A 25,532-nucleotide genomic window follows, 5' to 3' on the forward strand; every position below is an offset into this window, starting at 1 on the left:
GCGGCGCCGCGGCGGCGGGCCGCGCCGGGAACGTGGGAAAATAGCGCCCATCATGACGATCGCCCCGCCCGACCTCACTCCCTCCTGCGACATCGATGCCGAACGCCGTTTCGGCGGCCTGGCCCGGTTGTACGGCCCGGGCGCGCCCGCGCGCCTGTACGGCGCGCACGTGGCGGTGGTGGGCCTGGGTGGCGTGGGCTCCTGGACGGCCGAGGCGCTGGCGCGCTGCGGCGTGGGCGCGCTGACGCTGATCGACCTGGACCACATCGCCGAATCCAACGTCAACCGGCAGATCCACGCGCTGACGCCCACGCTGGGGCAGGCCAAGATCGAGGCCATGGCCGCGCGCATCCGCGACATCAATCCCGGCTGCGTGGTGACGCGGGTGGACGAGTTCGTCGACCCCGACAACGTGGGCCAGCTGCTGGCGGGCCATTACGCGGCCATCGTCGATTGCACGGACCAGGCCGCGGCCAAGATCGCGATGATCCTGCACGCGCGGGCCCGCGCCGTGCCCCTGCTGCTGTGCGGCGGGGCGGGCGGCAAGACCGATCCGCTGTCCTTGCGCGCGGGCGACCTGTCCGAGGCCGCGAACGATGCGCTGTTGTCGAAGCTGCGCAACAAGCTGCGCCGCGAGCACGGCTTTCCGCGCGCGTCGGATGCCCAGGGGCGGGCGCTCAAGCGCGTGCCGCGCATGGGCGTGCGGGCGCTGTGGTTCGACCAGCCCGCGATCCTGCCGCAGGCATGGGCGCAGGCAGCCGAGATGGAAGACGACATGGGGGCGCAGGCCGAGGCCGCGGCCGCGCCGCAGGGGCTGTCCTGCGCGGGCTACGGGTCGGTGGTGACCGTGACCGCCGCGATGGGCCTGGCAGCCGCCAACGAGGCCCTGCGGCTGGCGCTGGCTTGATTCTTTCCTGGACGGTGGGTTCTTGAGGCCGCCGCTGCGCGGGGCCACCGGCCGGGCCGGCCAAGTCGTCGGGCTCGGGCGCGCCCCCAGGCGCCCTCGGCCGCTACGCGGCTTCCCCTCCTCCAATTGGCCAGCCCGGCCGGTGGCCCCGCGCAGCGGCTACATCGGAGTCGGCCCGGCGAGGCGCGATTCAAGCCGTGGGTGGAGAGGGTGCCCTGCAGTGTGGCGCGTGCGCGGCCTGGTCTACGTGGAAGCGGTCTCGGGCTGGGTGACGGTGTCCAGCAAGGTCACGTCGAACCAGCCGCGCAGCGCGTTCGAGACGCGGATGGCTTCGGCCTGGCGTAGCATGGCGGCGGTCAGGGTGCGTTCCTGGACCGTGCCCTGGTCGAGCAGTTCCGCGCGCTGCACGCCAGGCAGGCAGCCGCTGCCGGCCGCTGGCGTGAACCATTGGCCGCCCAGCTTCAGGTAGACGTTGCTACGCGTGCCTTCGCACAGCTCGCCGCGCGTGTTCAGGTAAAGCACGTCGAACACGTCCGGATGCCGCGCCAACCACGCCGTCGAGGCCTCGTACCAGGGACGGTGGGTGGTCTTGTGGCGCAGCAGGGGTTCGGCGGGGTCCAGCGGATCGGACGACAGCATGACGGCCTGGGCCGACCCGAGCTCGGGCAGCGGCGAGGCCTGCACGGTGCGGTCGCCGGCGCTGTTCAGCAGCAGGCGCAGGCGGTGCGGCCCGGGGGCCAGGGCCATGCTGGCGGCGGCGCGCACGTCGGCCTCGATGGCCTCGGGCTCGCACGGGTATTGCAGCGCCTGCGCCGAGGTGCGCAGCCGTGTCAGGTGGCGATGCAGCAGGGGAATGCGTCGGCCCGACGTGACCAGCATGGTTTCAATCAGTTCGGGCCGCATGCATGCTCCTGTGTGGATTTCGACATGGCCTTGTGCCGCGGTGCCGCTCGCGGCGTGCGGCGCTGTTCCGGAAGCGGTCCGGCGCCGGGGCGCAAAAGCGGCCGATGGCGCCGGGCCGCCGCGGGCGTCAGCCCAGGATGCGCGCCTTCCAATGGCATTCCTGCCATTCCCGTTCCGAGTCGGAGTCGTGCACGATGCCGCCGCCCACATGGTACACGCCGTGCCGCGCCGGAGCGTCGCCGGAGGGCAGCACCAGGGTGCGGATCGCCACGTTCAGCGAGAAGTCGCCATTGGGCGCCAGCCAGCCGATGCTGCCGCAATACAGGCCGCGCGGCGCGACCTCCATGCGGCGGATGCGGCGCATGGCGGTGACCTTGGGGGCGCCGGTGATGGAGCCGCACGGAAACAGCGCGGCCAGCACCTGCGCCAGCGTGGCGTCGGGCGCCTCGGCCGAGATGGTCGAGGTCAGCGTCCAGACGCTGGGGTACTTCTCCAGCGAGAACAGCGCGTCCACCCGCACCGAGCCTGGCCGGGCCAGGCGGCCCAGGTCGTTGCGCAGCAGGTCGACGATCATCAGGTTCTCGGCGCGATCCTTCGGGCTGGCCCGCAGGGCCTGGCCCAGCCGCTGGTCCTCGGCCGGATCGGCATGGCGCGGCGCCGTGCCCTTCATGGGCCGCGTCACCAGCCGCGTGCCCTGGCGGGCCACGAACAGTTCGGGCGAGAAGGACAGCACGGTGCGCAGGCCGTCGTCCACATAGGCCGCATGGGCCACCGGATGGCGCGCGGCGATCCGCCGATACAGCGCCTGCGGGTCGCCCTCGACGGCCACGTCCAGCGGCAGGGTGTAGTTGACCTGGTACAGCTCGCCCTGCGCGATCAGGTCGCGTATGCGGGCGATGCGCTGGACGTAATCCTCGCGCGCCATGCGGGGGACGACGGCGCGGATATGCGCCGCATCGACGGGCGCCGCGTCGTCATCTGCCGCATCGCCCGGCGCCGCGCTCCCGGACGCATCCGACGCGGGCGCCGGCCATGGCGCCTCGGTCCGCACCCGGTCGAACACCAGCGCGGTCAGCCGCGGACTGCGGTCCTCGGCCCGCAAGCCAGGCACGGGCGCGCCGCCCGGCTCGTCGGGCGGCGGCAGCGTGGCTTCCGGCAGCAGCCATTCGCCCAGCTCGTAGTCCAGCAGCAGGGCCACCCAGCGGCCCGCTGCGCGCGCGGCCTCGATGGCCCGCAGTGCGCCGGACATTTCGTCCCGGCTGCGCGCGACGATGCGCTCGCGGGGATCGAGCAGCTCCAGCGCCCGGCCGGCCAGGCGGTCTTCGAAACGGCACTTCATGTCAGTCTTGCCGGGCTGCCATCAGGGTTGGATACAGGCGGGTCCAGGCGGGGATGCGGCAGCTGCACCGCATCCCGCCGGAACGCCGCGGGCGTGAGCGTAGCGCACTCAGGCCTGCTGCGTCTGCGCCATGAACTCGCGCAGGATGCGGCCCGTATGCGAGGCATCCTTTGCCGCCATCACGTCCTCGGGCGAGCCCTCGGCCACCAGCTGGCCGCCGCCCGTACCGCCTTCGGGGCCCAGGTCCAGCAGCCAGTCGGCTTCCGCGATCACGTCCAGGTTGTGCTCGATCACCACCACCGTGTTGCCGGCCTCGACCAGCCGGTGCAGCACGTGCACCAGCTTTTCGACGTCGGCCATGGACAGGCCCACCGTGGGCTCGTCCAGCACATACAGCGTGTGCGGCGCGCGCGAGGCGCGCCCCGTCTTGAACACGCCCTCGGTCAGGCGCGCCTTGGACAGCTCGGTCACCAGCTTGATGCGTTGCGCCTCGCCGCCCGACAGGGTGGGAGAGGGCTGGCCCAGCGTCAGGTAGCCCAGGCCCACGTCCTGCATCAGCTGCAGGGGCCGCAGGATCTTCGGATGCGACGCGAAGTAGCCGATGGCGTCGTCCACTTCCATGGACAGCACTTCGCCGGCGTTCTTGTCGCGCATCTTCACGCTGAGCGTGTCGCTGTTGAAGCGCGCGCCGTTGCACGCATCGCAGGGCACCTTCACGTCGGGCAGGAAGCTCATCTCGATGGTGCGCATGCCCTGGCCCTCGCAGACCGGGCAGCGGCCGTCGCCGGTGTTGAACGAGAAGCGCGCGCCCGTCCAGCCGCGCACGCGCGATTCGCGCATGTCGGCGAACAGCTTGCGCACGTCGTCCCAGAAGCCCACGTACGTGGCCGGGCACGAGCGCGGCGTCTTGCCGATGGGCGTCTGGTCCACTTCCAGCACGCGGTCCAGCACTTCCCAGCCGGTGATGCGCTCGCAGCCGCCCCACGCGGGCGCCTTGCGCTGCGACACGGCCTGCGTCAGGTTGTCCAGCAGCACCTCGCGCGCCAGCGTGGACTTGCCCGAGCCGGACACGCCGGTGACCACGGTCAGGCGGCCCACCGGAATGCGCGCGTCCACGCCGCGCAGGTTGTGCAGCCGCGCGCCCTGGATCTGGATCATCGGCGTGTCGGCCTCGATGGCGCGGCGGCCGTTCAGCGGGTGGGCCAGCGGGCGGGCCAGGTAGCGGCCCGTGATGGATTCGGACGAGGCCACCAGGTCCTCGGCCGTGCCCTGCGCCACCACGCGGCCGCCGCGGATGCCCGCGCCGGGACCGATGTCGATGATGTGCGAGGCGCGGCGGATGGTGTCGTCGTCGTGCTCGACCACCACCAGCGTGTTGCCGTTGCCCTCCAGGCGCGCCAGCGCGTCCAGCAGGATGCGGTTGTCGCGCGGATGCAGGCCGATGGTGGGCTCGTCCAGCACGTAGCACACGCCCTGCAGGTTCGAGCCCAGCTGCGCCGCCAGGCGGATGCGCTGCGCCTCGCCGCCCGACAGCGTGGGCGCGGCGCGGTCCAGCGCCAGGTAGCCCAGGCCCACCTCTTGCATGAAGGTCAGGCGGCCGCGGATCTCGGCCAGGATGTCGCGCGCGATCTCTCCCTCGCGGCCGCGCGCCACCAGGCCCGTGAAGAAGGTGTGCGCATCGCTGACCGGCAGCGAAGCCAGTTCCGCGATGGAGCGGTCGCGCCACTGCACGGCCAGCGCCACGCGATTCAGGCGCTGTCCGTGGCACACGTTGCAGGGCTTGGCCTCGCCTTCGAACCAGGCGTTCCAGGCGGTTTCCTCGCCCGTCTGCTCTTCGTCGAAGCCCTGCAGTTGCAGGCCCGTGCCAAAGCAGCCGGTGCACCAGCCGTGCTTGGAGTTGTACGAGAACAGGCGCGGATCCGGCTCGGGGAAACTGGTGCCGCAAGACGGGCAGGCGCGCTTCACCGAGAAATGCTGGTGCTGCAGGTCGCTGTCCAGCGCCTCGTGCAGTTTGTCCACCGGCCAGACCACGTTGAGCAGGCCCTGGCCGTGTTCCAGCCCGCTCTTGACGGCGGCGCGCAGCTCGTCCTCGCGCGCGGGGTCGACCACCACGTCGGCCACCGGCAGCTCGATGGTGTGTTCCTTGTAGCGGTCCAGGCGCGGCCACGGCGACACCGGAATGAAGGCGCCGTCCACGCGCAGGTGCGTGTGGCCCTTGCCCGCGGCCCACTTGGCCAGGTCGGTGTAGTAGCCCTTGCGCGCGGTGACCAGCGGAGCCAGGATGCCGATGTGCTGGCCCTTGTGCTCGCGCAGCAGGCGCGCCACGATCTGGTCGGTGTTCTGCGGCTCGACGGCCACGTGGCAGTCGGGGCAGTACTGCGTGCCCAGCTTCATGTACAGCAGGCGCAGGAAATGGTGGATCTCGGTCATCGTGGCCACGGTCGACTTGCGTCCGCCGCGGCTGGTGCGCTGCTCGATGGCCACGGTGGGCGGGATGCCGAAGATGGCGTCCACGTCCGGCTTGCCGGCCGGCTGCACGATGGCGCGCGCGTACGCGTTCAGCGATTCCAGGTAGCGGCGCTGGCCTTCGTTGAACAGGATGTCGAAGGCCAGGGTCGACTTGCCCGAGCCCGACACACCGGTGATCACCGTGAACTTGTCGCGCGGAATCTCCACGCTGACGTTCTTCAGGTTGTGCTCGCGCGCGTTCAGGATCTCGATGGCCTGGCTGGCCTTGCGGCGGCGGCGCATCAGCGATTGCAGCGGCGTGCCTGCCCCGGCGGTGGCCGGCGCGGCGCCGTCGCCATAGGCCGCGCCGGGCTCGGCCAGCGCCGGCACCAGGCCGGCCTGCTCGGCTTCCTGCGCGTCCATGTCGGTGGGCACCACCACGTCGGCGGGCACGGGCGAGGCGGGCAGCACCGAGCCCTCGTATTCGCGCAGCGCCTGGCCGGTGTGCGAGCGCGGATTGTCCATCAGGTCTTGCGGCGTGCCCACCCCGACCAGTTCGCCGCCGGCGTCGCCGCCGTCCGGACCCAGGTCGATCAGCCAGTCGGCCGCGCGGATCACGTCCAGGTTGTGCTCGATGACCAGCAGCGTGTGGCCGGCGGCCAGCAGCTTGCGGAAGGCGCGCATCAGGCGCGCCACGTCGTCGAAGTGCAGCCCGGTGGTGGGTTCGTCGAACAGGAACAGGCTGCCTTTCTTGGCGACCTTGGCGGTGGAGATGCCGCTGCGCGCGGCCTCGGCCAGGTGGCCGGCCAGCTTCAGGCGCTGCGCCTCGCCGCCCGACAGCGTGGGCACGGGCTGGCCCAGGCGCACGTATTCCAGGCCCACGTCGGCCAGCGGCGCCAGGCCCGTCTGCACGTCGCGCAGGCCCTTGAAGAACTCGAGCGCCTCGCTGACGGTCATGTCCAGCACCTGGTCTATGGACGCGCTCCGGCCCAGGTGCTCGACGCGCACTTCCAGCACCTCGGGCCGGAAGCGCTTGCCGTCGCAGTCGGGGCAGCGCAGGTACACGTCGGACAGGAACTGCATCTCGACGTGCTCGAAGCCCGTGCCGCCGCAGGTGGGGCAGCGGCCGTCGCCGCTGTTGAAGCTGAAGATGCCCGCGGTGTAGCCGCGCTCGCGCGACAGCGGCGCCTGCGCGTACAGCTTGCGGATGGCGTCGAACGCGCCGACGTAGCTGGCCGGATTGGAGCGCGCGGTCTTGCCGATGGGCGTCTGGTCGACCATGACGACGTCGGCGATCTGTTCGGCGCCCAGCAGGCGGTCGAACTCGCCCGGCGCCTCGGTCGGCTTGCCCTGGTACTTCAGCAGCGCGGGATACAGCACATCCTGCACCAGCGTGGACTTGCCCGAGCCCGAGACGCCGGTGACGCACACCAGGCGGCCCAGCGGCAGTTCGACCGAGACGTCGCGCAGGTTGTGGGCGCGCGCGCCTTCCAGGATGAGCTTCGGCGTGTTGGCCGCCACCGGCATGGGCCGCGGCGCTTCGACGCGCTGGCGGCCGCCTAGGTAGTCGCCCGTCAGCGTACTGGACGCGCGCAGCTGCTGCGGGGTGCCGTCGAACACGATCTGCCCGCCGCGCTCGCCGGGGCCGGGGCCGATGTCGATGATGCGGTCGGCCGCCACCATGACCTGCGGGTCGTGTTCGACCACCACCAGCGTGTTGCCTGCGTCGCGCAGGCGGTGCATGACCTCGACCACGCGATGCATGTCGCGCGGGTGCAGGCCGATGGACGGTTCGTCCAGCACGAACAGCGTGTTGACCAGCGAGGTGCCCAGCGCGGTGGTCAGGTTGATGCGCTGCACCTCGCCGCCCGACAGCGTGCGGCTCTGCCGGTCCAGCGTCAGGTAGCCCAGGCCCACGTCGCACAGGAAGCGCAGGCGCGCGCGGGCCTCGGTCAGCAGCAGGTCGGACGCCGCGTCCATCACGCCTTCCAGGCGCAGCCCGTCGAAGAACTTGCGCACGCGCTCGATGGGCAGCAGCATCATGTCGTGCACCGACAGGCCGTCCAGCGAATCCAGCAGTTCGCGGCTCCAGCTGACGCCGGCGGGCAGGAAGCGTCGATACCGTCCATCTTCAGGCGGCAGCACGGCATCGGCGTCCGCCTTCGATCCCAATCGCCACAACAACGCGTCCGACTTCAGGCGCGCGCCCAGGCAGGTCGGGCAGGGCGTGTAGCTGCGGTACTTGGACAGCAGCACGCGCACGTGCATCTTGTAGGCCTTGCTTTCCAGCCACTCGAAGAAGCGGTGCACGCCGTACCACTGCGTCTTCCACGCCTGGCTGCCGCCCTTGAAATCGGCGGCGCCGTTCAGCACCCAGTCGCGCTGGTCCTGCGACATGTTCTTCCAGGGCACGCCCAGCGGGATGCCCGCGCGCGGCGCGTACTTCACCAGGTCGTCCTGGCATTCCTTGAACGAGGGCGTCTGCCAGGGCTTGATGGCGCCTTCCAGCAGGGTCTTGTTCTCGTCGGGAATGACCAGGCCCAGGTCGATGCCGATGACGCGGCCGAAGCCGCGGCAGCTTTCGCACGCGCCCAGCGGCGAGTTGAACGAAAAGCTGCTGGGCAGCGGATCGCTGTATTCGATGTCGCAGTCGGCGCAGTGCAGCCGGTCGCTGAATTTCCAGACGGCGCTGTCCTGGCCCTCGTCGTCCACGACGTGCACGGCCAGGTGGCCAGCGCCCATGCGCAGCGCGGTGTCCAGCGCTTCCATCACGCGCTCGCGTTCGGCGCTGGAGAAGCGCAGGCGGTCCTGCACCACGTGCAGGATGCGGCGCGCCGTCACCGGTTCGGCGGATTTGCCCTTGCCCTTGCCGCGCGAGACCTGCTTGACCGCGCCTTCGCGGGGCTCGGTCTCGGCGTGCACGCGGGTGTAGCCCTGCTGCTCGAGGAAACCGCGCACTTCGTCTTCGGTGAAGTTGGCGGGCACGGGCAGCGGGAAGGTGATGACCAGGCGCGGATCGCCCGCGGCCTGCGCCTGCTCGGCCACCGCGCGGTGGATGGAGTCGGGCGAGTCGCGCCGCACCGGCTTGCCGCAGCAGCGGCAGAACAGTGTGGCGCCGCGCGCGTACAGCAGCTTCAGGTGGTCGTTCAGCTCGGTCATGGTGCCGACCGTGCTGCGCGAGCTGCGTACGGGATTGGTCTGGTCGATGGCGATGGCGGGCAGGATGCCCTCGATGCGGTCGACCTGCGGCTTGTCCATGCGGTCCAGGAACTGGCGCGCATAGGGAGAGAAGGTTTCGACGTAGCGGCGTTGGCCTTCGGCGTACAGCGTGTCGAAGGCCAGCGAACTCTTGCCCGACCCCGAGACGCCGGTCACGACGACCAGCTCGCCGGTGGCGATGGTCACGTCCAGGTTCTTCAGGTTGTTCTGGCGGGCGCCAACGATGCGGATTTCGGAGCTCATGGGGTAATCGTAGCCTGTGTCCGGCAGGGCGCCGGAAATAAGGGGCGGATAGGGGAGGGGCGCGGAGATATCTGTATATATGAACAGTATCTCAGATTCACATGGTCTTACGCCACACATGGGGACGGACGCGCATAATCAAAGCAGGAATCCAGGCCGGCGCCCTTGTTTTACACACGCACCGGCTATCCGTCCCGCCGGGACGCCCTTGCCCACAGAGGTGCCATGACCCGCTCCGATCCCGTCTCCCTGCGTGCCCGGCTGCTGGCCGCGCGCGTCGTGCCGGTGCTGCGCTACGCCGATGCGGCCCAGGCCGCCTACGCCGTCGAGGTCGCCGTCGCGGCCGGCTGCGACACCCTGGAACTGACCTGCACCATTCCCGGCGTGGCCGACCTGGTGCGCGTGCTGCGCGACCAGCACGGCGATGCCCTGATGCTGGGCGTCGGCACGGTACTGGACGAAGACCAGGCGCGCGACGCGCTGGTGGCGGGCGCCGATTTCCTGGTGTCGCCGGGCCACACGCCGGGCCTGGTCGAGATGGCCCACGCGGCCGGCGCGCTGTGCCTGCTGGGCGCGTTCACGCCGACCGAGGTGCTGGCCGCGCGCGCGGCGGGGGCCGACCTGGTGAAGGTCTTCCCCGCCGAGACGGGCGGGCCCGGCCACCTGGCGGCGCTGAAATCCGTGTTTCCCGACACCGACTTCTGCCCCACGGGCGGCGTCACGCGCCAGAACATGGCCGCGTATTTCGCGGCCGGCGCGGCATTGGTGGGCATCGGCGGCGCCCTGTACGACAAGGCCGCCTTCGCGGCGCGCGACACCGCCGCGCTGGTCGGTCAGATCGGCCAGATCCGGCAGGAGGCGCGCCATGGCTGAGTTCGACGTCGTCGGACTGGGCGAAGCCCTGATCGAATTCAACCAGACGCGCCCCGGCCAGCCCGATTACCGCCAGGGATACGGCGGCGATACTTCCAATGCGGTGATCGCGGCGGCTCGCCAGGGCGCGCGCTGCGCGTACCTGACGCGCGTGGGCGACGATGCGTTCGGACGGCAGTTGCTGGACCTGTGGCGCGCAGAAGGCGTGGATACCGCGGGCGTGGGGGTAGACGCCGATGCGCACACCGGGGTCTACTTCGTACAGCACGGTCCGGACGGACATGCGTTCAGCTACCTGCGGCGCGACTCCGCGGCGGCCCGCATGCGGCCCGACGGCCTGGATGCCGGCCTGGTCGAGCGCGCCCGTTTCCTGCACGTGTCGGGCATCAGCCTGGCGATCAGCGACAGTGCCTGCGACACGGTATTCGCCGCCGTCGCGCGGGCCCGCGCGGCGGGCGTGCAGGTCAGCCTGGATTCCAACCTGCGGCTGGGGCTGTGGCCGCTGGACCGCGCCCGTGCCATCCTGCGCGAAGCCTTGTGCCACGCCGACCTGTTCCTGCCCAGCATGGACGATCTGCGGCATTTCACGGGTCATGAAGACCCGGACCGTACGCTGGACTGGATCCGCCAGGCCGGCGCGCCCGGCGCCGTGGTGCTGAAGCTGGGCAAGGACGGCTCGATGCTGGACGAGGACGGCGTTCGCACGCCCATCGCCAGCCACCGCGTGCAGGCGGTGGACGCCACCGGCGCGGGCGACTGCTTCGCCGGCAACCTGCTGGCGCGGCGTTGCCGCGGCGACGCGTGGCCGGATGCCGTGCGCTATGCCAATGCGGCGGCGGCGCTGTCCACGCTGGGATATGGCGCGGTCGATCCGCTGCCGCGCCCCGATCAGGTGCGGCAACTCCTGGCACGGCGTTGACGCATCGCTCGCAGTTGCGCCGTTTTAACGTCCCTATTTTTCGTGCCGCTGCCCATTTGCCTTGGGGCCGGGTCCAGGGCTAGAATCCCGAGTTATCCTTGATTTCGCCGTCCGCCTTTTCGGCCAGACCCGAAACAAACCGAATAGAACCTCTACCGGAGAATTAGTCATGGCCGAACGTAAACGCGTCCGTCGCAACACCCTGGAACGCCGCTGCCTGGGCAAGGCCTTCAAGCGCCTCTTCGTCAAGTCGCCCAAGGGCGTGTTCAAGATGCTGGAGAAGGTCAAGCGCGTGTAATTGCGCTGATCGCGGCCAGGCGTGAAGCCGGCCGCCCCTTCCTCGTCCCCTCGGGACGACGCCAGAAACCCCTCCACGGAGGGGTTTTTTGTTTTGGGCGCGGGCGGAACCTGGCAGCGGCCGCAAGCCTCGGCATGAGACGCGCCGTGGCCATGCCACGACGGCATTGCTTAATTTACCCGGATCATATTGATTTGAATTAATTTACCTGGGTATAATTTGGGCTCTTCAACAGGAGTCCTCCATGTCCGATCCGCTTTCCAAGCCCGTCACCGCGTTCGACGGCCACCGCCTGCTGTCCGCGGGCGAACTGGTCGAAGTCGCATTGGCCGTGAAAACCGCCACGGACATGGGCACGCCCGATCCGGTCCTGGTCTTCGACGACGCCACGGGCCGCGTCATCGACCTGGACCTGCGCGGCACCAAGGCCGACGTGGTCAAGCGCCTGGCGCAGCCGGTCGAGCTGCCACGCGGCCGCTACGCTTCCAAGGTCCAGGACGACGGCGCGGCGGAGCAGGACGGCGCATCGTCCGAGCCGCGCGGCCGCGGCCGCCCCAAGCTGGGCGTGGTGTCGCGCGAGGTGACCTTGTTGCCGCGCCAATGGGAATGGCTGTCCGCGCAGCCCGGCGGCGCTTCCGCGGTGCTGCGCCGGCTGGTCGACCAGGCCCGCAACGACGCGGCGTCGCGGCAGAAGCAGCGCCGGCGCGCCGCCCAGGAGGCGGCCTACCAGGTCATGCTGGCCATCGGCGGCAACCTGCCCGGCTACGAAGAAGCGACGCGCGCGTTGTTCGCGGATGACCGCGCGCGGCTGGAGGCATGCATCGCGCAATGGCCGGCAGACGTGCGGGCCTATGTGCTGCGCCTGGCCGACGCGGCCTCGGCGCCTGCCGCTCAGTGAGCAGCGGACATCATGTCGAATCCGACCCGCCATCTCGACGTGCAAGGCGTCATCATGCCGAACCCGATACGCCATCTCGAACCGACGCAGGACGCGGGCCGGCGCTTCATCCAGCGCGGCATCGAAGGCCCGGTCATCATGCTGAACCTGCTGCGTTTCCGGGCGGTCGCCGACTATTCCGCGCATCCCGCGCTGGCGCCCGCGCAGCCCATCAGCGGGGCGCAGGCCTTCGACCGCTATGTCGCGCATACGCTGCCGCTGCTGCGAGACAGCGGCGGCGACCTGATGATGCTGGGCGCGGGCGGCCCGTGGCTGATCGGCCCCGCTGGCGAACGCTGGGATCTGGCCATGCTGGTACGCCAGGACAGCGTCGCGTCGTTCCTGGCGTTCGCCGGCCATCGCGAATACCTGTGCGGTATCGGGCACCGCACCGCCGCGCTGGAGGATTCCCGCCTGCTGCCGCTGGTGGGCCAGCCTTTGCCGGCTTGAGCGGCGACGGGGCTTATGCCGCGTCCGCCGGCTTGAGCATCGGCAGGATGAATTCCATGAAGGCGCGCGTCTTGGCCGGCAGCAGGTTCGACGGAAACACCGCGTAGACCGAGATCGGGTCCACTTTCCAGTCGGGCAGCACGCGCTGCAGCGAGTTGCGCTTGATCACCGGGTCCAGCGCCGGGCAGTAGGGCAGCCGTGTGATGCCCATGCCCAGTCCGGCCAGCGTGCCCATCACGCTGATGTTGTTGCCCGCCACGTGGCCATCAACGTGCACGCGCATGTTGCTGACGCCGTCATGCAGGTTCCAGTGCGAATAGGCCTCGTCGATGGCCGTGCGCAGGCACTGGTGCTGCGCCAGGTCGGCTGGCGAGCGCGGCTGGCCGTATTGCGCCAGATACTCGGTGGACGCATACAGGTAACTGTCCAGCGTCTGCACTTCCTGGATGACGGCGTTGGCATCGGCCCCCGCGTCGCTGTGGTCGTGGCCGAAGCGCAGGATGACGTCGTACGGCGTGCCGTGCGAGTCGGAACTGGAGCGCATGCTCAGGTCGAACTCGCAGTCCAGTTCGGGATAGCGGTCGGTGAAGCCGCGCAGCGCCTCGGGCAGCAGCCAGATGGCCAGGCTGTACGGCATGGAGATGCTCAGCCGGCCCTTGGGACGGTCGGACAGGGCCAGCAACTGCTCGTGCGCCAGCCGCGCCTCGTCGACCAGGCCCTGGCAGCGCTGCAGGTACACGGTGCCTGCGTCGGTCAGTTCCAGCCGCCGCGTGTTGCGGTTGATCAGCCGCATGCCGATGGCCTGTTCCAGCTGGTTGATGCGCCGCGACAGCGTGGAGGTCGGCATGTCCAGCGCGCGGGCGGCCAGGCTGAAGCTCTTGCGCCGCGCCACCTCGACGAACAGGGCGATATCGTTCAGCTGCACGTTGTGCGCGTCGGCGTCGGCGTCGGAGGCGCTGGATTGCGATGTCATATTCGATTGCAAAATCCGGAAATTCTGATACTTGCCTGAGACACGTATCCCATAAACTGAAAGCCTCTCCACCCCTGCCAGACCGCCTGCTACACGGCATTGCGCATGACGGATCAACACTGTGCCATCACGGTGGTCACCCCCACCTACAACCGTGCCGATACCCTGCCGCGCGTCTATGCATCGCTCAGCCGGCAGACCTATCGCGATTTCGAATGGTTGATCGTGGATGACGGGTCGACCGACGCCACGCACCAGATCGTGCAGGCGTGGCAAGCCCGTGCGGATTTTCGCATACGGTACGTGTGGCAGCGCAACCAGCACAAGAAGGCCGCGATCAACCGCGGCGTGCGCGAGGCCCAGGGGAAGTGGCTGGTGGCGCTGGACAGCGACGACGAGATGCCGCCCGACGCGCTGCAGATTTTCCGAGACGAATGGGACGCGATCCCCGCGGACCAGCGCGACCGCTACGTCTCCGTCACGGGGCTGTGCGCGCGGCCCGATGGCAACATCGTCGGCGACAGGTATCCCGACGCGCTGCGCGACGGCACGGCGCTGGACATGTACTTCCATCACAAGGTGCGCGGCGAGAAGTTCAGCTGCATGCGCACCGACGTGCTGCGCCGGTTCCCGTATCCCGAGGACGTGGCGGGATTCGTGCCCGAGAGCCTGGTGTGGTGGGCGGTGGCGCGCGCCGGCTACCGCCAGCGCTTCATCAACCGCGTGGTGCGCATCTATCACGATTCGGCCGAGAGCCTGACGCGCGGCGGCGTGTCGGGCAGCAACGTGCAGGGCCTGTATCTGCTGGCGTGGGACACGCTGCAGCACCACATGTCGATGATCGGCCGCCGTCCGCGCGTGTTCCTGATGGCGGCGGCGCGCTATACGCGTTTCCGCCTGTACCTCGAGCGCTCGGGCCTGCCCAGCGCGGTCAGCAGATACCGGCTGACGAATCCGGCCGCGCTGGCGTTGGTGTGGCTGCTGTGGCCGATGGGCTATGCGCTGTACCGGCGCGACCGGCGCCGCCAGTAGGCGTCGCCGCGGTCACTTGCCGGCCCGTGCGGGCGCCGTCAGCAGCGGATACGGATTGATGGCGCCGCCCGTCTGGTAGATGCCGTAGTGCAGGTGCGGCGGCGTGCCGCGCGCATTGCCGGTATTGCCCACGTATCCCACCTTGTCGCCGGCCTTCAGCAGGTCGCCGCGGGCGATCTCGGCATAGTCGTCGAGGTGCGCGTAATAGTGCATCTGCCGGCCCGGCCCCACGACCCACACCACCTTGCCGCCCAGGTTGTTGGTGCCGACCTGCGTGACCACGCCTTCGGTGCTGGTCACCACCGGCGTGCCGCGCCTGGCGAAGATGTCGATGCCCTGGTGGGTGCGGCCCTGGCTGCGCGCGGCGCCCCAGGTGTCGGCCAACTGACGCGACGAGACACCGGCCACGGGCACGGGCAGCGAGACGGGAATGGGCTTCAGGGCCAGCCGCATCACGTGCCAGGGCGCGCGCCAGGCGGGCGGGATGCGCGGCCAGCTCCACCAGCCGGCCGCGCCCAGCAGGGCGAGGACCACCAGCCAGAGCAGCAGGCCGCGCAGGCGGCGGCCGAAGGTGCGGGATGGAACGGGAGTGGCGACGTCGGTCATGGGCGAGGTCCTGTCCGTCTGCAAGACGGTTGGACCCCGCGAGGCGGGCAGGGTTCCTCGGGGAGGGGCCCCCACGCTGCGCCTTCGGCTTGCTGCCCCCCGAGGGGGCGCTTTTGCCTTGGGGCGGCCCGGCGGCAAAAGGGCCCCACGCCGCGCCCGCGGCTTGCCGACGGATCAGGAGCGGGACGGCGGCACGTGGTCGCGCAGGTCCTCGTCGTCGTCCTCGTCGTCCTCGTCTTCGTCGTCGTAGTCCTCGTCGTCCGGCGGCAGCGCTTCGTCCTGCAGCGAGAAGGGAAGCACGTCGACCAGTTCGTCGGACCAGGCGGATTCCTCGCCGTCCTGGTCGATCTTCACGAAGCGTTCGCCTTCGTTGGTCGAGATCTGGATGGCCCACAGGAACAGGCAGTCGTAGGGGTCGGCGCTTTCCGGCAGGCCGCCGCGCTGGCCCAGCAGGCGCGTGCCCGTGCCGCCCAGCTGCACGTGCAGCGGCTGTTCTTCGGCGTCGTCGTCTTCCGCCAGCGGCATGCCGAAGCTGACCCATTCCAGGCCGGCTTCGTCGGTGCCCACTTCGGCCAGCACGGGCTGGCCCAGGTAGGCGCTCATGGCATCGGCCGTCTTGGCCAGCATGTCGATTTCGGAGGGGCTGAATCGGGCGAGCGAGGCGGGCGGCGTGGCGGAGGCGGACATGGCTGCGGCCTGGTAGAGGAATCGGAAGGACCGCTATTGTCGCGCGATCCGGATACGGTTGCATGACGGCGGCCGCGAAGCGGCGCCGCGCGGCGGCGGGCCGGCGGCGAAGGGCCTACAATCGATGCTTCTGCAACCCGCATCCCCGATTCCCCGCATCCATGGCCCAATACGTCTACACCATGAATCGCGTCGGCAAGATCGTGCCGCCCAAGCGTCAGATCCTGCGCGACATCTCGCTTTCCTTCTTCCCCGGCGCCAAGATCGGCGTGCTGGGCCTGAACGGCTCGGGCAAGTCCACGCTGCTCAAGATCATGGCGGGCGTCGACAAGGAGATCGAGGGCGAAGCCATTCCCATGCCCGGCCTGAACATCGGCTACCTGCCACAGGAACCGCAGCTGAACCCCGAGCACACCGTGCGCCAGGCGGTCGAGGAAGGGCTGGGCGCCGCCATGGCCGCCAAGAAGCGCCTGGACGAGGTCTACGCGGCCTACGCCGAGCCCGACGCCGACTTCGACGCGCTGGCCGCCGAGCAGGCCGAACTCGAGGCGGTCATCGAAGCCGCCGCGTCCAGCGGCGCCGACGACATCGAGCACCAGATGGAGATCGCCGCCGACGCGCTGCGCCTGCCGCCCTGGGAGGCCAACGTGGGCAAGCTGTCCGGCGGCGAGAAGCGCCGGGTGGCGCTGTGCCGCCTGCTGCTGTCCAAGCCCGACATGCTGCTGCTGGACGAGCCCACCAACCACCTGGACGCCGAATCCGTCGAGTGGCTGGAACAGTTCCTGCACAAGTTCCCCGGCACCGTGGTGGGCGTCACCCACGACCGCTACTTCCTGGACAACGCCGCCGAGTGGATCCTCGAACTGGACCGCGGCCACGGCATCCCCTGGAAGGGCAACTACAGCACCTGGCTCGAACAGAAGGACGCGCGCCTGAAGCAGGAAGAGGCCTCCGAGTCCGCGCGCCAGAAAACCATCAAGAAAGAACTCGAATGGGTGCGCCAGAACCCGAAGGGCCGCCAGGCCAAGGCCAAGGCCCGCCTGGCCCGCTTCGAGGAGCTGTCCTCCTACGAATACCAGAAGCGCAACGAAACCCAGGAAATCTTCATTCCGGTGGGCGAGCGCCTGGGCAACGAGGTCATCGAGTTCAACAACGTCAGCAAGGCCTACGGCGATCGCCTGCTGATCGACAACCTCAGCTTCAAGGTGCCGCCCGGCGCCATCGTCGGCATCATCGGCCCCAACGGCGCCGGTAAATCGACGCTGTTCCGCATGATCGCGGGCCGCGAGCAGCCCGATTCGGGCGAGGTCGTCATCGGCCAGACCGTCAAGCTGGCCTACGTCGACCAGTCGCGCGACGCGCTGGAAGACAAGAAGACCGTGTTCGACGCCGTGTCCGACGGCGCCGACATGCTCACCGTCGGCAAGTTCGAGATGTCGTCGCGCGCCTACCTGGGCCGCTTCAACTTCAAGGGCGGCGACCAGAACAAGGTGGTGGGCCAGCTGTCCGGCGGCGAACGCGGCCGCCTGCACATGGCCAAGACGCTGATCGCCGGCGGCAACGTGCTGCTGCTGGACGAACCGTCCAACGACCTCGACGTGGAAACGCTGCGCGCGCTCGAAGACGCGCTGCTCGAGTATCCCGGCAGCGTCATGGTCATCAGCCACGACCGCTGGTTCCTCGACCGCATCGCCACGCACATCCTGGCCTTCGAGGGCGAGTCGCAGGTGGTGTTCTTCGACGGCAACTACCAGGAATACGAAGCCGACAAGAAGAAGCGCCTGGGCGAAGAGGGCGCCAAGCCCAAGCGCCTGCGCTACAAGGCGCTGAAGTAAGCGCTGCTCGCCATGCCGCGGGCGGCATGGCTCGGGCCTGCACCGACGAAAATGGATCGACCTTCGGGCGGTCCATTTTCATTTGCGATGCCGCGTGCTCTTGGTCCAGGCGAGGTCCGGCGTCGCGCAGCCTTGAGATGCGCCGCGCGTCCCGCGGACCAGGATCAGAGCTTGTATCCGCCGCTGGCCTCGATCACCTGGGCGGTCACCCAGCGGCCTTCATCCGAGGCCAAAAACGCCACCACCGCGGCGATGTCCGAGGTCTCGCCGAAGCGCCCCAGTGCCGTGTCGGCTTCGATGGTCTTCACCATGTCGGCGTTCCCGCGGACGGCGGCGTTCATGTCGGTCCGCACCCAGCCCGGCGACACGGCATTCACCGTGATGCCGCGCGGGCCCAGTTCCATGGCCAGCGCATGGGTCAGGTTGTTGATGGCCGCCTTGGCCATGGAGTAGACAGGCACCATCGGCAATGGCCGCGTACCCAGGCCGGACGAGATGTTGATGATGCGTCCGCCATCGCGCAGGCGGCCCAGCGCGGACTGGACGACGAAGAAGGGCGCGCGGGCGTGGACCGCGAACATCGTGTCCCAACTGTCCGGCGTCGCATCCGGCAGGCCGCCCCAGCCGGCATTGCCGGCATTGTTCACCAGGATGTCGAGCGCCTTGCCGCCGTTGCGCCTGGCGAGCTCGCCGTCGAGCGCCTCGAACAGCGCCGGGATGGCCCGGGCATCGGCCAGATCGGCCCCCAGGGCGAAGGCCTTGCCGCCGGCCTGCTCGATGGCCTCGACCGCCTCGTCGGCCCCGGCCTTGCTGGCGTTGTAGGTCAGCGCTACCGTTGCGCCTTCCCGTGCGAGGCGTTGCGCGATCGCACGGCCGATGCCGCGCGATCCGCCCGTGATCAGGGCGGTCTTTCCAGCCAGTGATTTTGTCATGGGTATTCCTGGTTGATGCGGGATCCCCATCGGGAATCCCGAAGCGGGTCCGCGGATCTCAGGCGATCCGTTCGCGCACGATGGGACCCGGGTTCGCCGTGGTCACCGAGATGCCCAGGCGGACCAGGTCGGCATCGCCGCCGTATTCGTGATCTGCAATGTGATGCAGCAGTACGCCCAACTGTTCCAGCTGGCGTGCGGCGCGCAGCGGACCTGCGTTGACCGGGATGAAGCCGGCATCCGCGATCAGCCCGCGCACGAGCTGGCCCGCGTCGCGATCGTCCGTCGCGTAGAACACGTTGGGCCGGGACGCGGATTTCGCCCAGGCGTCCGCTTCCAGCACGGGGGCGGCCAGCAGGCTGAACGCCTTCACCACCCGCGCGCGCGGCAGCCGTTGCTGCAGGTATTCGGCGGTCGAGTCGTCGCGCATGAAGGCGTGATCGTGGAAGTGCACGAAGTCGCCGGTGACGCCCAGCGGATTCATGGTCTCGATGACGACCTTGCCGTCCAGCGCGTCGCCCACGGCCTCGATCATGGCGTCCGTCCGGGGCCAGTAGACCGAGAACAGGGCCGCGTCGCCGAAGTCCGCCGCCTGCCTGAAAGTGCCGGGCCGGGCGCTGCCGCCCAGTTCGGACAGCAGCGGCGCGATCTTGCGGTCTTCGCCGTCCTTGGCCAGTGTCAGTTGGTGCCCCGCGGCCGCCCAGGCGCGCGCGAGGCGGCTGCCGATATTGCCGGTGTTCAGGATGCCTATTTTCATGGCGTTTTCAATGTCCCATTCGTAGCGTGAAACGTCACTGTAGGGACGATCGGAGCAATGATAAATAGTGCAGAAAACTAAATACTGTTGTCTGGAAAGGCATCAATAGGGCAGGTCTGGGCGAGACCGGCCTCGGGGGGCGCCATCTCCGTCGGCGCTCCGGAATCGGACGCCGAACGCCAAGGGCGCTATCGCTTGACCGTGTCGGCGCTGGCCTGTTCGAGAAACAGGTCCACGTGCACCTGCGGCATGCCTTCCAGCGTTCCTCCGATCGGGGACGGACGCACCGCCTGCGCGACGAGCCGACGGGCTTCGTCGGGCGATACGGGCACCCCGCGCTGCTGGTAGATCCGCTTGGTTTCATCGTCGGACGCGTCTTGCGGCACGACGGGCGCGTAGCGCCAGAAGTAGATCGGGGTGCCGGGTTCGATGCGCCAGCTGTCGGCCAGCGAGCCGGCATCCACCACGTCGTAGCCGACGGCCTCTAGGAAGCGCGTCACGGCTTCCTTCGCGGCCGTGTCGTCGCCGGCGATCGGCAGGGTCGTCCGGGCCGCATCGCCCTTGGGCCGGGCATTGCTGCGCATGTGGATCCAGCTGAGGTTGTGCAGCCCCTTGACCAGCCTGGCGCCGCGCAGTTGCCGCTGCATGAGTTCGCTGGACGTCAGTTCGCCGCCGTCGAGATCCGCGCGGCGGAAATCGCCCATGCCGGGGTAGTAGTTGCTCTGGTCCAGCACGATCTTGCCGTCGAACGCGTCCCTCGGCAGCGCCTCGAACGCCGCCAGCGGAATGGCGATCGAGACGATGTCCGCCGCCGCGATCGCTTCCTCGACCGTGCCCGCGCGCGCGCGGGGCCCGAGTTCCGCGATCAACGCATCGAGCGTGCCGGGACCGCGCGAATTGCTGATCACGACGTGGTATCCCGCCGTGACGGCCAGGTGTGCGGCGGCCTTGCCGACGAGGCCGGAGCCCACGATTCCAATGGTTTGAGCCATGTACGTATTCCTTCGATGAGCGCTGGCGGCGTCCGCCAGCAGGTTTCGGGTGAGCCGCGCTGATTGCTGCTGCAGGAGAGCCACTGTAGGTTTGGCGTCCGTATTGATAAAGCGCTTCGAAAGGCAAATACTGTTGTCCATGAACACATCAATCGACCTGCCCGAGATGAGGGTCTTCGTGGCGGTGGTGACCGACGGCTCCTTCACCACGGCCGCGGATCGGCTGGGCACCGACAAGGCGCGCGTCAGCCGCATCGTCAGCCGCATGGAGGAAAAGCTCGGCGCGCAGCTCCTTACCCGTTCGACCCGCCGCCTCAACGTGACCGAAGTGGGGCGCGACTATTTCGAACGCGCCGTGTCCATCCTGTCCGCCGCCGACGCCGCCCAGGCGGCGGTGGCGCAGCAGACCAAGGAACCGAAAGGCCTGCTCAAGCTCACGGCCGGTTCCGAGTTCGGGACGATGGTGGTGGACGGGTGGATCGCGGCGTTCCTGCGGCAGGCGCCGAAAGTCACGGTCGAGGCGGAATACACCAACCGGCTCGTCGACATCATCCACGAGGGATTCGACGTGGCCATCCGCGTGGGCACGCTCGAGGATTCCGGCCTGTCGGCCCGCAAGCTCGGCGAGGTGGCCTACGGGCTGTATGCGTCCGCCGACTACCTGCGCCGCCGGCCGGCGCCGGGCGCGCTGGCCGATCTGCGGCGCCACGACCTGATCATGAAGACGACGCGTGGCCGGTCCCACTGGACGCTGCTCAACGGCGCGGACACGGAAAAGGTCACGGCATCCGCGCGCTGCGCGGTCAACAGCACGATCGCGGCGAAGAACCTGGCGCTTGCGGGGATCGGGATCGCGCAGCTGCCGCGGTTCATGGCGCAGCCTCACGTAGACGATGGCTCGCTGTCGTGCGTGCTGCCCGGCTGGGCGGAGGCGCCGGCGCCCGTCCATGCCGTATTCGCTTCGAGCCGCTACATGGATCCCAAGGTGCGCGGTTTCGTGGATCTGAGCGTGAGCGCGTTCAGGGGCAACGGCGGTCGCCCTTAGCGGGCGCTGCCGCTATGCTTGCATGTTGCCGCCTGGTGCTTGACCCGCCAGGCACTTGAAGATCGATCCCCAGACTCGTCGACCGCCGCGGGCGCATCCGCCTGCGGTCGTCGCCACAAGGAGCCTCCCATGCCCGCCATTGCGTTGAAAGCCGAAGACTGCACCCTGCTGGTCATCGACATGCAGGCCAGGCTGCTGCCCGCCATCCATGACGGCGATGCGGTGCTGGCCAACACGCTTAAATTGGCGCGCGCCGCGCGCCTGCTGGACATCCCGGTGGTGGGTACCGAGCAGCAGCCCGACAAGCTGGGCGCCACCGTGCCCGAACTGGCCGCGGAACTGCGCGCGGTCTACGCCAAGACGCACTTCTCGGCGGCGCGCGAACCCGGCTTCGAGGCATGGCTGCCGCCCGCGCGGCGCACCGTGCTGGTGGCGGGTGTCGAGGCTCACGTGTGCGTGCTGCAGACGCTGCTGGACCTGCGCCAGCGCGGCTGGCAGGTGCTGATGGTCTCCGACGCCACCGGCTCGCGCAGGCCGTCCGATCATCACGCGGCTTCGCGCCGTGCGCGGTCCGGGGGCGCGGACATCGTCAGCGCCGAAATGGCGATATTCGAATTTATGGAGACATGCGAGCACCCGCGATTCCGCGACGTGTTACGCCTGGTCAAATAAGATTCAACCCGCCGTGCGATGACAGCCAGGTGTCAAACCATTGACACAAATCCTGGGCAAACCTCACACTCGAGCGCTTGCGGTTCTGCGATTCTGAAGGCTCCGGAAACGAGCGCGCATCGCGCGGATTTCACGAAACGCGCGATGCGAGTTCTCCGCACGAGAATCAGGAGTCTCGCCATGAAGATCCAGACCCTTACGAAAGCTTGTGTTGCCGCCGCGCTGGTCGCCACGATGGCCGGCTGCTCGACGTGGGACGGCATGAGCCACCGCCAGAAGGGCGCGGTGGGCGGCGCCGCGCTGGGCGGTGTCGCAGGGGCCGTCATCACCAACGGCGGCGTGCTCGGCACGGTGGGCGGCGCGGCGCTGGGCGGCATCATCGGCGACCAGGTCGCGAAGTAGCGCGGTCGCCAACCGAGGCCGCCCGAAACGCCCGGGGTCGTACTGAGTTGACCACCGGGCGTTCTGTATCCGGCTCCGATCAACGCCAGCTATTGCTCCAGCTCGATCTGCAGGGTATTCACGGTTGCCTTCCACCTCGCCTTGTCTCGTTGCACGAAGGCGAGCGTCTCGGCGGGCGTCGACCCACCCGGCTCCATGCTCATCTGTTCGAGCGCAGTCGCGAATGCCGTCGTGCGGACTGCCTCGGTGATGAGGTCCGCTGCCACCCGAACTCTTTGCAAAGGCACATTCCGCGGCATGAAAACGCCTTGCCACTGCGACATCACCAGGTCGGGAAATCCGCACTGCGCAAATGTCGGCACCCCGGAAGTGAGGGCGGAACGGCTCTGCCCGGATGTCGCGAGCAATCGCAGCTTGCCGGACTTCATGTGCGGCAGCAGGTCTCCGACCGGTCCGCAATAGGCCGATACCTGCCCGCCGAGCAGATCCACGACCGCGGGTGCCGATCCCCGGTAGGGAATGTGCTGCAGGGGCGTTCCGCTCTGTCGCGCCAGCAGCAGGCTCAATACGTGAGGCATCGACCCTGTCCCTGGCGTGGCGTAGTTGGCATCGGCCGGGTGGGCGCGAGCCCACTCGAGATAGGAGGGCAGGTCCTGCACGGTGCCGGGCACCGCGGGGCCGATGCCGAACAGCGACTGTATCCACGCCACCGTGCTGACGGAGGTGAAGTCCTCGGATCCATAGGTGATGTCCTTGTAGAGGAACGGGAACAACAGGATGGTGCTTGCGGGCGTGAGCAGCAGCGTCGAGCCGTCCGGTGCGCTCCGTTTGCATTCTTCGATGGCGATGCGGCCCGCCGCTCCCGTCTTGTTCTCGACCACCACCGAATCCGCATATTTCCCTTGCAGATACTCCCCGATGCGGCGGGCAAGCATGTCCGCGGAACCGCCCGGGGGGAAGCCGCACAGGATGCGCGCGCTGCGCAGCGGCGCAGGTCCGGCGGGGCCGGCGAACGTGGCCGTGGATGCGAGCGCGCAGCAAGCGCCCATGAAAGTCCGTCGGTCGATCATTTCGTCTCCAGGTATTCTTGTCCATGAACGGGCGCTCCGGTATCCCCGAGCATGGTCTTGCGATGATTCAGGCCGCGGCGGTGTAGGGCACTTCGTTCTCGTGGCCGATCACGCAGCGCCGCAACGTTCGCCGTTCGCTCGACGAAAAGGGCGTGCGGGCGTGATGAAGCAGCGTGTTGTCCCAGACGATCAGGTCGCCTACGCTCCAGCGGTGCCTGTAGATGACTTCCGGGCGGGTCATGACGGCGTTGACCTTGCGGATAATCTCTTGCGATACGCCTTCGTCCACGCCTTCCAGCTGCATGCTGTGGTCGACGTTGACCATGTGGATGCGCTGTCCCGAATCGACGTGCGTGGCCACCACGGGGTGCCAATGTTCCTGCACCTGGTCGGCAAGCCGTTGGTGCAAATGGTGCGGCAGGGAGATCCTTCCGTACTCGAAGCGGTTCCGCACTTTCCTGTCGCGCAGTTGCGCGATCAGATCTTCGTCCATGGCGTTGCAAGCCACGACGGTGCTGCTGAAGAGGGTCTCGCCGCCCGCGGATGGGACCTCGACGCCATACAGCAGGATGGCCTTCATCGGAAACTCGAAGTAGGCCTGGTCCGAATGGAAGCTCAGTTCGACGTCTCCGAACGTGCCGTCCTTGCGCGCGTTCGACACGTAGGTCACATCGTTGGAGATGCCCTGCAGGGGCCCTTGCCTGGCAAGCTCGCCGAAGACGCGGCCAAAGGCGATCTGCTGCGCTTCGTCCAGCTCCTGGCCGCGAAACAGCAGGAGTCCGCGCGTGGCGAGGGCGCCGCGCAGCAGTTCCCGCAGCCGCGGCGCGAGCGGCATCGAGATGTCGATGCCCTGGACTTCGTAGCCCAGATGATCGGTCAGCGGCGTAAGCGTGGGGATGACGGCGGGCCTGGTGTTCGAGCCTTTCATGGGTTGTCTCCTCTTTCTGGGTGTAGTCAGCCGCCGCGCGAAGCGGCGTGGGGAATGCTGTGGAGGCAGTATTCGGCAAATACCAAATTGAATCCAATGAATGTTGTTTAGTATTAAAATGCAGCAAACTTATCGAGCCGCCGTGAAGCCCTGGCCATGACCCTGCAATCCCTCGACCTGAACCTGCTCAAGGTCTTCGATGCCATCTACCGCATGCGCAACCTCACCGACGTCGCGCAGCATGTGCATCTCACCCAGCCCGCCGTAAGCCACGCGTTGCGCAGGCTGCGGGATAGCCTGGGTGACCCGCTGTTCGTGCGCACCGTCAATGGCCTGGAGCCCACGCCACGCAGCGAGCAGATGATCGAATCCATCCGCCTTTCCCTGAGGCTGATCGAGGACACGATCAACAGCAGCTCCACCTTCGAGCCGGCGGAATGCGCACGGGAGTTCCGGCTGCTGCTCTCGGATCTGGGCGAACTGGTGTTCCTGCCCCGCTTGCTGAAGCAATTGCGCCAGCACACGCCCCGTGCATCGCTCGCGGTGGTGCAGGCTTCACGGGTGCAGTACGAGGCCCTGCTGCGCGACCGTGGCGCCGACATCGCCGTCGGGCATCTCCCGAACCTGCCCGCCACGCTGAAGCATCGCCTGCTGCTGCGCGACGACTACGTGGTGATCCGCGCCAGGACCGCCGCGCGGCGGCGGCGTTCCCTTACGCTGGACCAGTACGTCAGCGCCGTGCATGTCGAGGTAGACCCGCCGGGATCCATTCGGCGGCCTGTCGATACCGCGCTGGAGGCGCTCGGCAAGCAGCGCAGGGTGGTCCTGCATGTGCCGCACTATTTCGCGGTCCCCAGCGTGCTGCTCTCGACGGACCTGCTGGTCACGGTGCCTCGCTCGGTGGCGCGGAACATTCGCAACGTCGAGGATCTGCTCATCTGCGACGTCCCCTTCGCGATGCCTGCGCTCGAAGTCTCGATGTATTGGCATGCGCGCCAGGATGCCGACCCTGCCCATCAGTGGCTGAGGCGGGTGATGGCGGAACAATTCGGCACCTGAGCGCGT

At 68.6% G+C, this 25,532-nt stretch carries 23 protein-coding genes; 12 read left to right on the forward strand and 11 right to left on the reverse strand.

The features are described 5' to 3' along the window. The first annotated feature begins 52 nt into the window (after window positions 1-52). Window positions 53-907: a ThiF family adenylyltransferase gene (locus tag FS845_RS14830; protein WP_144636609.1), complete on the forward strand. Its 855-nt coding sequence runs from the start codon at window positions 53-55 to the stop codon at window positions 905-907. Window positions 908-1,150: 243 nt separating this feature from the next. On the opposite strand, the gene FS845_RS14835 is transcribed toward FS845_RS14830, so the two are convergent. From FS845_RS14835 to uvrA, 3 genes are all read right to left on the reverse strand, one after another. Further along, window positions 1,151-1,810 carry an aminotransferase class IV family protein gene (locus tag FS845_RS14835; RefSeq protein ID WP_144636611.1) on the reverse strand — a complete coding sequence of 220 codons (660 nt, stop codon included), beginning with the start codon at window positions 1,808-1,810 and terminating at the stop codon, window positions 1,151-1,153. 127 nt (window positions 1,811-1,937) lie between these two features. Further along, window positions 1,938-3,149 (reverse strand): aminodeoxychorismate synthase component I, encoded by a 1,212-nt coding sequence (locus tag FS845_RS14840; protein WP_144636612.1) that lies wholly within the window; start codon window positions 3,147-3,149, stop codon window positions 1,938-1,940. Window positions 3,150-3,257: 108 nt separating this feature from the next. Continuing rightward, on the reverse strand, window positions 3,258-9,059 hold the full coding sequence (uvrA, locus tag FS845_RS14845; RefSeq protein ID WP_144636614.1) for an excinuclease ABC subunit UvrA: 5,802 nt from the start codon (window positions 9,057-9,059) through the stop codon (window positions 3,258-3,260). Between the two features lie 225 nt (window positions 9,060-9,284). On the opposite strand from uvrA, the gene FS845_RS14850 reads away from it, so the two are divergent. The 5 genes from FS845_RS14850 (at window position 9,285) to FS845_RS14865 (ending at window position 12,536) form a co-directional block, all read left to right on the forward strand. Further along, on the forward strand, window positions 9,285-9,932 hold the full coding sequence (locus FS845_RS14850; protein WP_144636616.1) for a bifunctional 4-hydroxy-2-oxoglutarate aldolase/2-dehydro-3-deoxy-phosphogluconate aldolase: 648 nt from the start codon (window positions 9,285-9,287) through the stop codon (window positions 9,930-9,932). Continuing rightward, entirely contained in the window at window positions 9,925-10,851 is a 927-nt protein-coding gene (locus FS845_RS14855; RefSeq protein ID WP_144636618.1) for a sugar kinase, read from the forward strand. Before FS845_RS14850 ends, FS845_RS14855 begins: the two co-directional genes overlap by 8 nt. Window positions 10,852-11,020: 169 nt before the next feature. Further along, complete coding sequence (locus FS845_RS26840) at window positions 11,021-11,149, forward strand: hypothetical protein (protein WP_019936597.1); 129 nt, start codon at window positions 11,021-11,023, stop codon at window positions 11,147-11,149. Between the two features lie 244 nt (window positions 11,150-11,393). Continuing rightward, on the forward strand, window positions 11,394-12,047 hold the full coding sequence (locus FS845_RS14860; protein WP_144636620.1) for a DUF2239 family protein: 654 nt from the start codon (window positions 11,394-11,396) through the stop codon (window positions 12,045-12,047). Between the two features lie 12 nt (window positions 12,048-12,059). Then, window positions 12,060-12,536 (forward strand): DUF1330 domain-containing protein, encoded by a 477-nt coding sequence (locus FS845_RS14865; RefSeq protein ID WP_260986289.1) that lies wholly within the window; start codon window positions 12,060-12,062, stop codon window positions 12,534-12,536. Window positions 12,537-12,549: 13 nt separating this feature from the next. On the opposite strand, the gene FS845_RS14870 is transcribed toward FS845_RS14865, so the two are convergent. Further along, window positions 12,550-13,509 carry a LysR family transcriptional regulator gene (locus tag FS845_RS14870; protein ID WP_144636622.1) on the reverse strand — a complete coding sequence of 320 codons (960 nt, stop codon included), beginning with the start codon at window positions 13,507-13,509 and terminating at the stop codon, window positions 12,550-12,552. A 105-nt stretch (window positions 13,510-13,614) separates the two neighbouring features. Between FS845_RS14870 and FS845_RS14875 the strand changes: the two genes are divergently transcribed. Further along, complete coding sequence (locus tag FS845_RS14875) at window positions 13,615-14,541, forward strand: glycosyltransferase family 2 protein (RefSeq protein ID WP_144636624.1); 927 nt, start codon at window positions 13,615-13,617, stop codon at window positions 14,539-14,541. Between the two features lie 12 nt (window positions 14,542-14,553). Here FS845_RS14875 and FS845_RS14880 read toward each other — a convergent pair whose 3' ends face one another. Together FS845_RS14880 and FS845_RS14885 are read right to left on the reverse strand one after the other, a co-directional pair. Further along, window positions 14,554-15,147 (reverse strand): M23 family metallopeptidase, encoded by a 594-nt coding sequence (locus FS845_RS14880; protein ID WP_144636626.1) that lies wholly within the window; start codon window positions 15,145-15,147, stop codon window positions 14,554-14,556. A gap of 174 nt (window positions 15,148-15,321) precedes the next feature. After that, the gene (locus FS845_RS14885; RefSeq protein ID WP_144636628.1) at window positions 15,322-15,834 is read right to left on the reverse strand and encodes a hypothetical protein; all 513 of its coding nucleotides are present in this window, start codon (window positions 15,832-15,834) and stop codon (window positions 15,322-15,324) included. 161 nt (window positions 15,835-15,995) lie between these two features. Here FS845_RS14885 and ettA point away from each other — a divergent pair, with 161 nt between their 5' ends. Beyond that, window positions 15,996-17,669, forward strand: coding sequence for an energy-dependent translational throttle protein EttA (ettA, locus tag FS845_RS14890; protein ID WP_144636630.1), 1,674 nt, complete (start codon window positions 15,996-15,998; stop codon window positions 17,667-17,669). A gap of 164 nt (window positions 17,670-17,833) precedes the next feature. On the opposite strand, the gene FS845_RS14895 is transcribed toward ettA, so the two are convergent. From FS845_RS14895 to FS845_RS14905, 3 genes are all read right to left on the reverse strand, one after another. Then, window positions 17,834-18,601: an SDR family NAD(P)-dependent oxidoreductase gene (locus FS845_RS14895; RefSeq protein ID WP_144636632.1), complete on the reverse strand. Its 768-nt coding sequence runs from the start codon at window positions 18,599-18,601 to the stop codon at window positions 17,834-17,836. A 58-nt stretch (window positions 18,602-18,659) separates the two neighbouring features. Further along, a complete protein-coding gene (locus FS845_RS14900; protein ID WP_144636634.1) occupies window positions 18,660-19,358 on the reverse strand; it encodes an NADPH-dependent F420 reductase in 699 nt (232 codons plus the stop codon). Window positions 19,359-19,546: 188 nt separating this feature from the next. After that, complete coding sequence (locus FS845_RS14905; protein ID WP_144636636.1) at window positions 19,547-20,491, reverse strand: NADPH-dependent F420 reductase; 945 nt, start codon at window positions 20,489-20,491, stop codon at window positions 19,547-19,549. Here FS845_RS14905 and FS845_RS14910 point away from each other — a divergent pair. The 3 genes from FS845_RS14910 (at window position 20,490) to FS845_RS14920 (ending at window position 22,469) form a co-directional block, all read left to right on the forward strand. Then, window positions 20,490-21,395 (forward strand): LysR family transcriptional regulator, encoded by a 906-nt coding sequence (locus FS845_RS14910; RefSeq protein ID WP_260986290.1) that lies wholly within the window; start codon window positions 20,490-20,492, stop codon window positions 21,393-21,395. The genes FS845_RS14905 and FS845_RS14910 overlap by 2 nt on opposite strands. Window positions 21,396-21,524: 129 nt before the next feature. Beyond that, on the forward strand, window positions 21,525-22,067 hold the full coding sequence (locus tag FS845_RS14915; protein WP_144636638.1) for an isochorismatase family protein: 543 nt from the start codon (window positions 21,525-21,527) through the stop codon (window positions 22,065-22,067). A gap of 180 nt (window positions 22,068-22,247) precedes the next feature. Next, window positions 22,248-22,469, forward strand: a complete 222-nt coding sequence (locus tag FS845_RS14920; protein WP_144636640.1) for a glycine zipper 2TM domain-containing protein — start codon at window positions 22,248-22,250, stop codon at window positions 22,467-22,469. Window positions 22,470-22,558: 89 nt separating this feature from the next. On the opposite strand, the gene FS845_RS14925 is transcribed toward FS845_RS14920, so the two are convergent. Both FS845_RS14925 and FS845_RS14930 read right to left on the reverse strand, forming a co-directional pair. Then, window positions 22,559-23,539 (reverse strand): tripartite tricarboxylate transporter substrate-binding protein, encoded by a 981-nt coding sequence (locus FS845_RS14925; protein WP_144636642.1) that lies wholly within the window; start codon window positions 23,537-23,539, stop codon window positions 22,559-22,561. Between the two features lie 67 nt (window positions 23,540-23,606). Further along, window positions 23,607-24,467: a TauD/TfdA dioxygenase family protein gene (locus tag FS845_RS14930; RefSeq protein ID WP_144636644.1), complete on the reverse strand. Its 861-nt coding sequence runs from the start codon at window positions 24,465-24,467 to the stop codon at window positions 23,607-23,609. A gap of 156 nt (window positions 24,468-24,623) precedes the next feature. Between FS845_RS14930 and FS845_RS14935 the strand changes: the two genes are divergently transcribed. Beyond that, window positions 24,624-25,526 (forward strand): LysR family transcriptional regulator, encoded by a 903-nt coding sequence (locus tag FS845_RS14935; protein ID WP_144636646.1) that lies wholly within the window; start codon window positions 24,624-24,626, stop codon window positions 25,524-25,526. The last annotated feature ends 6 nt before the right edge of the window (window positions 25,527-25,532 follow it).

This window comes from Bordetella genomosp. 13 (assembly GCF_007679965.1).
Classification (GTDB): domain Bacteria; phylum Pseudomonadota; class Gammaproteobacteria; order Burkholderiales; family Burkholderiaceae_B; genus Bordetella.